This window comes from Kitasatospora aureofaciens (assembly GCF_001188955.3).
In the GTDB taxonomy this organism is placed as follows: domain Bacteria; phylum Actinomycetota; class Actinomycetes; order Streptomycetales; family Streptomycetaceae; genus Kitasatospora; species Kitasatospora aureofaciens.
The window spans coordinates 1-5289 of record NZ_JPRF03000096.1 but is presented as its reverse complement, the minus strand read 5'-3'; the positions used below and the strand labels follow the sequence as shown (position 1 = coordinate 5289).

The 5289-nt window shown below is 73.8% G+C and carries 3 protein-coding genes; all 3 read right to left on the bottom strand.

All coding sequences use genetic code 11. The features are described from left to right. Positions 1-472: 472 nt before the first annotated feature. Entirely contained in the window at positions 473-1540 is a 1068-nt protein-coding gene (locus HS99_RS38805) for a ParA family protein (protein WP_030290161.1), read from the bottom strand. 437 nt (positions 1541-1977) lie between these two features. Further along, the gene (ald, locus tag HS99_RS38800) at positions 1978-3093 is read right to left on the bottom strand and encodes an alanine dehydrogenase (protein ID WP_030290162.1); all 1116 of its coding nucleotides are present in this window, start codon (positions 3091-3093) and stop codon (positions 1978-1980) included. Between the two features lie 261 nt (positions 3094-3354). Further along, on the bottom strand, positions 3355-5289 hold a 1935-nt coding region (locus HS99_RS38795; protein WP_063738024.1), incomplete at its 5' end, for a tetratricopeptide repeat protein.

The following is a 5289-nucleotide window of genomic DNA, read 5'->3' as shown; positions in this document are numbered from 1 at the left end:
GCGGGCGTCCGCGCCGCGCACCTTGATCTGCCAGCCGCGCTCCAACGGGAGTTCGGCGCGGACCAGTTCGGTGAGTGCGGTGTCGATCTCGGCACCCGCGTGAGCGCGGCGCGCCCGGCGGCGGTCTGCTCCTCGGCGGCACCCGCGTGAGCGCGGCCCGCCGGAGCGGCGGCGCCACCGCGGCCCCCGGTCACGGTCTTCCCGGCCTGGGCTTCGCCAGGCGCGGAGCCCTGGCCCCCGGCCGTCCGCTGGACGGGCGGCTGCCCGGGCGGGGGCACCGCGGCGCCCGACTGCTGGTCCTGGGGCATCCGCCGGTCGTCCTGGGCTGCCTCGGCCCCCTCGGCGCCGTCCGTGCCGTTGACGGTCCGCGCGGTCTCCGGTCTGGATGCCTCGGCGGCCGGACGCGGCGCGAGGGACGGCGACAGCGCCATCCCGCCGGTAGTCCGGAACAGCTCGTCGGCACCCGGGAGACTCACTCGGCGGGGCGGCACCGGTCGAGCACCTCCCTGGCGAGCTGGCGGTAGGCGGCGGCACCGACCGAGTTGGTCGCGTACGTCGTGATGGGCTCGCCGGCGACGGTGGTCTCCGGGAAACGCACGGTCCGCCCGATGACGGTGTGGAAGACGTGCTCGCCGAACGCCTCGACGACCCGCGCCAGCACCTCACGGCTGTGCACGGTGCGCGAGTCGTACATGGTCGCCAGGATGCCGTCCAGGCGCAGCTCCGGGTTGAGCCGCTCGCACACCTTCTCGATGGTCTCGGTCAGCAGCGCGACACCGCGCAGCGCGAAGAACTCGCACTCCAGCGGGACGATCACGCTGTGAGCGGCCGTCAGCGCATTGACCGTCAGCAGGCCCAGCGAGGGCTGGCAGTCGATGATGACGTAGTCGTAGTCCGGCAGCAGCGGCTTCAGGGCGCGCGCCAGCGCGGACTCCCGGGCCACCTCGCTGACCAGCTGCACCTCGGCGGCGGAGAGGTCGATGTTGGAGGGCAGCAGGTCCATGCCGGGAACGGCGGTCTTGAGCAGCACTTCATCGGCCGTCAGGCCCCGCTCCATGAGCAGGTTGTAGACGGTGACGTCGAGCTCCATCGGGTTGACGCCGAGGCCGACCGAGAGCGCGCCCTGCGGGTCGAAGTCGACGAGCAGCACCCGGCGGCCGTACTCGGCCAGCGCCGCGCCCAGGTTGATGGTCGACGTGGTCTTGCCGACGCCCCCCTTCTGGTTGCACATGGCGATGATCTGGGCGGGGCCGTGCTCGGCGACCGGCGCGGGGATCGGGAAGTACGGCAGCGGTCGGCCGGTCGGGCCGACCCGCTCGCGGCGCTGGCGCGCGGCGTCGGGGGCCAGCGTGGCGGCGTACTCCGGGTCCGGCTCGTACTCGGCGTCCGGGTCGTCGTAGGCACCGTAGGCGAACTCGCCGTAGGCCAGGCCGTAGGCCGCCAAGTCGGTGTCGTGGTCGGTCACCGTGGTCACCTGCGCTGTGTTCTGGCGTGCTTCGAAGGTACGGAGTGCGACCGAGCCGACCTCGGCCGAGCCCACGGAGGGCTGCCGGGCCCCGGGCTCCTCACTCGGCTGGCCGGCGGTGAGTTCCGCCAGTCCTGGCTGACCACCCCCGGGAGCAATTGTCGACTCATTCACAAGTCGTCTTACCTCCTTGGGGATCCAGGACTCTATGTCGATTCGTCAGCGTGGCAGCATGCCGACGGTTTGCGACTCTAGGCCGTTCAAGGCGTTCGCAGCAACACAATCCACGGTAGTGGGCACGATGTGTCGACTATCGGGCGGGCTGCTGTCAAGGGATGAGCGGGCTTATGACCCTAACGTTTCTGCGGGCGGCCGCGGGGTCTGGTGGGACGACCCACGGGAATTGACGACAGAGCGACCCGCCCGCTCCACCCGGCGTTCGCGGGCACGGCTAAGCCCCCGACCCGAACGGATCGGGTCGAGGGCGAACGACCGCCGTGCGGTCAGGGAGTTCAGGCGAGCACGCTGTCCAGCGTGACCGACTCCAGGCCGAAGGCGTCGGCCACGGCCGGGAAGGTGATCTGACCCTCGTGGACGTTCAGGCCCTTCGCGAGCGCCGGGTCGCGGCGCAGCGCGTCCTTCCAGCCACGGTTGGCCAGCTCCAGCACGTACGGCAGGGTGGCGTTGGTCAGCGCGTAGGTGGAGGTGTTCGGGACGGCGCCCGGCATGTTGGCCACGCAGTAGAAGACCGAGTTGTGGACCTGGAAGGTCGGGTCGTCGTGCGTGGTCGGGTGCGAGTCCTCGAAGCAGCCGCCCTGGTCGATGGCGATGTCGACGAGCACGGAGCCCGGCTTCATGCGGGAGACCAGCTCGTTGGTGACCAGCTTCGGGGCCTTGGCGCCCGGGATCAGCACGGCGCCGATGACCAGGTCGGCGTCCAGGACGGCCTTCTCCAGCTCGAACGAGTTGGACATGATGGCCTTGATCTGGGTGCCGAAGATCCGGTCGGCCTCGCGCAGCTTGTTGATGTCGCGGTCCAGCAGGGTCACGTCGTAGCCCATGCCGATGGCGATGGTGGCCGCGTGCCAGCCGGAGACGCCACCGCCGATGACGACGGCCTTGGCCGGGTGGGTGCCGGGCACGCCGCCGGGCAGCACGCCGCGGCCGCCGGCCGGACGCATCAGGTGGTACGAGCCGACCTGCGGGGCCAGGCGGCCCGCGACCTCGGACATCGGGGCGAGCAGCGGCAGCGCGCCGTTGCCCAGCTGCACGGTCTCGTACGCGATCGCGGTGGTGCCCGAGGCGATCAACGCGTCGGTACCGGCCCGGTCGGCCGCCAGGTGCAGGTACGTGAAGAGGGTCTGGCCCTTCCGCAGCCGGTGGTACTCGGAGGAGATCGGCTCCTTGACCTTCAGCAGCAGGTCGGCGGTGGCCCACACCTCGTCGGCGGTGGGGAGGATGGTGGCGCCGGCGGCCACGTACTCCTCGTTGGGGATCGAGGAGCCGAGACCGGCGTTGTCCTCGATGTAGACCTCGTGTCCGTTGCGGACCAGCTCATGCACGCCGGCGGGCGTGATGGCCACGCGGTACTCGTGGTTCTTGACCTCGCGGGGGATGCCGACCTTCACGGCTAAACACGTCCTCTTGCCATGGGGGTCCCGACCGGAGAAGACCGGTGGGCGACGCGCACGTGGGGAAGCCTCCGGGCAGGCCGGGGCAGGGGATCGCTGCGCGACTGAGTTCGAGTGTAATGAAGCCCAGGCGGCGTGTCAGCCTTCCAAATCGAATAATTTCGCCGAACACATTGGCAGGTTCGTAGGCTTCCACAGGAACTTACCTACCATGAGCGCTCCAACCGGGCACTTTCGACGATACCTCCGAAACCGACCTCACCACCCGCCGCCGACGCGTTCCCGCAGGTCCGCGAGGGCGGCTCCGACGGCCTCCCGGCCCCGTTCGTCGCCGGTCCGGCGCAGCACCGCGAGGGCCGCCCGGTACTCCCGGTCGGCCTCCTCGAAGCGGCGCTGGGCGGTGTGCGCCTCGGCCACCCGGGCCAGCAGCCGGGCCTCCGCCGCGTGGTCCCCCAGCGACTGCCGCAGGGCGAGCGCCCGCCCGTACCAGTCGGCGGCGCGCACCGCGTCGCCGAGGGCCCGGTGGCAGCCCGCCGCCCCCTCGAGGGCCCGGGCGCAGAGCGGTTCGTCCCCGACCGTACGGGCGTGCTCCAGGGCGGCCCGGTAGTGCGTCCCGGCCTGCTCCCAGCAGCCCGCCGCCGCCTGGAGGTCGCCCAGGTTGAGCAGTGCGGCCGAGGCCCGGCGGGGGCGGCCGTTGCGCTCGGCGACGGTGAGCACCAGCTCGTGCAGCCGGTACAGGTCGGCGGGGGCGGCCGCGCCGGTCAGCGGCAGCGCCCGCAGCAGCGCGGTGACCAGCCGGCCGGCCGAGCCGTCCAGGTCGCCCTGGCCGATCGCGTCGGCCACCGCCCCGAGCAGCAGCTCCCGCTCGCCGAGCAGCCAGTCCCGGGCCTGCTCGGCCGAGCCCAGCCGCAGCGCGGCCGGCAGCGGGTCGGGGGCGGGGCCGTCGGCCGGGTCGAGCAGGGCGCGGGCCGATTCGGTGAGCCGGACCAGCCGCTCCAGCAGTCGGGCCCGGGCGAGCTCGGTCTCGGCGGGCCGGTCCTCCTGCTCCCGCAGCCGGACCAGCCGCGGGTAGAGCCGGCCGGGCACCCGGTAGCGCGGGGTGCCGTCGACGGCCGGAGCCTCCTCGCCGAGCAGCTCCCGCTCGGCGAGCGCGGCCAGCGTCGCGGCGGCCTCCGGCGCCGGGCAGCCGACCAGGGCGGAGGCGGTGCGCGGGTCGGCGGTCTGCGCCGGGGCGAGGGTGAGGGTGCGCAGCATCCGCGCCTGGGCGGCGGGCAGCCCCCGGTACACCAGGGTGAAGGCGCCCAGCAGCGGGTCGTTGTCGGGGACGGGCACCGGTTCCGCGGGCTCCGGCGCGGGCTTCACCCAGCTCGCCGGGCTGCCGGCCGGTTCGGCGGCCGGCGGTTCCGACCCGGCCGACCCGTCGGTGGGGGCGGACCCGGCCGCCCGTTGCTCCCCCTTGTTCTCCCGGGGCTTCTGCCGCCCCTGCCGGTCGGTCCTCCCGGCCTTGGCCGCCTTCGCGGACCTGCCCGCCGCCCCGTCCGGCCTCGCGGACTCCGACTGCTCCCCCACCACCCGGTTGAGTTCACGCGCCGCCTCCGTGACGGCGAGCTTGGGGTCGCCGCGCAGCCACCCGGCCATCAGACGCAGCGCGGCGGGCCGGGCGGCGCAGGCCTCTGCGAGGTCGGCCCCGCCGACCGGGTCGCAGGAGATCCGGGTGCCGCCCACCAGGTCGGCCAGCAGTTCACCGGAGGCCTGGCGGTCCAGCCCGCCGAGGATCACCGGGTCGATGTCCTCGATCCCGGTGAGCGGCCCGGCCGTGGTGGCGACCACCAGACAGCCGGGCTCGTCGGCGAGCAGCGGCCACACCTGTCCGGCGTCCCGCACGTCGTCCAGCACCAGCAGCACCTTCAGCCCGGCCAGCGCCTCCCGCAGTGCCGCGCAGCCCGGTTCGTCCCGGCCGTCCTCGACCACCCCGGGCAACGGCACGGCGGCCTGCGGGTCGAGCTGCTCCAGCAGCAGCCGGGCGGCCCGGCCCGGTGGCACCCGCCCGCCGTCGGGGGCGGAGAGCCGGGCGAACAGCACCCCGTCGGGGTAGTCGGCGGCGACGGTCCGGGCGAAGCGGGCGGCGAGCGCCGTACGACCCGAGCCGGGCCGCCCGGCCAGCACCAGGACGGGGCAGCGGCCGCTCACCCG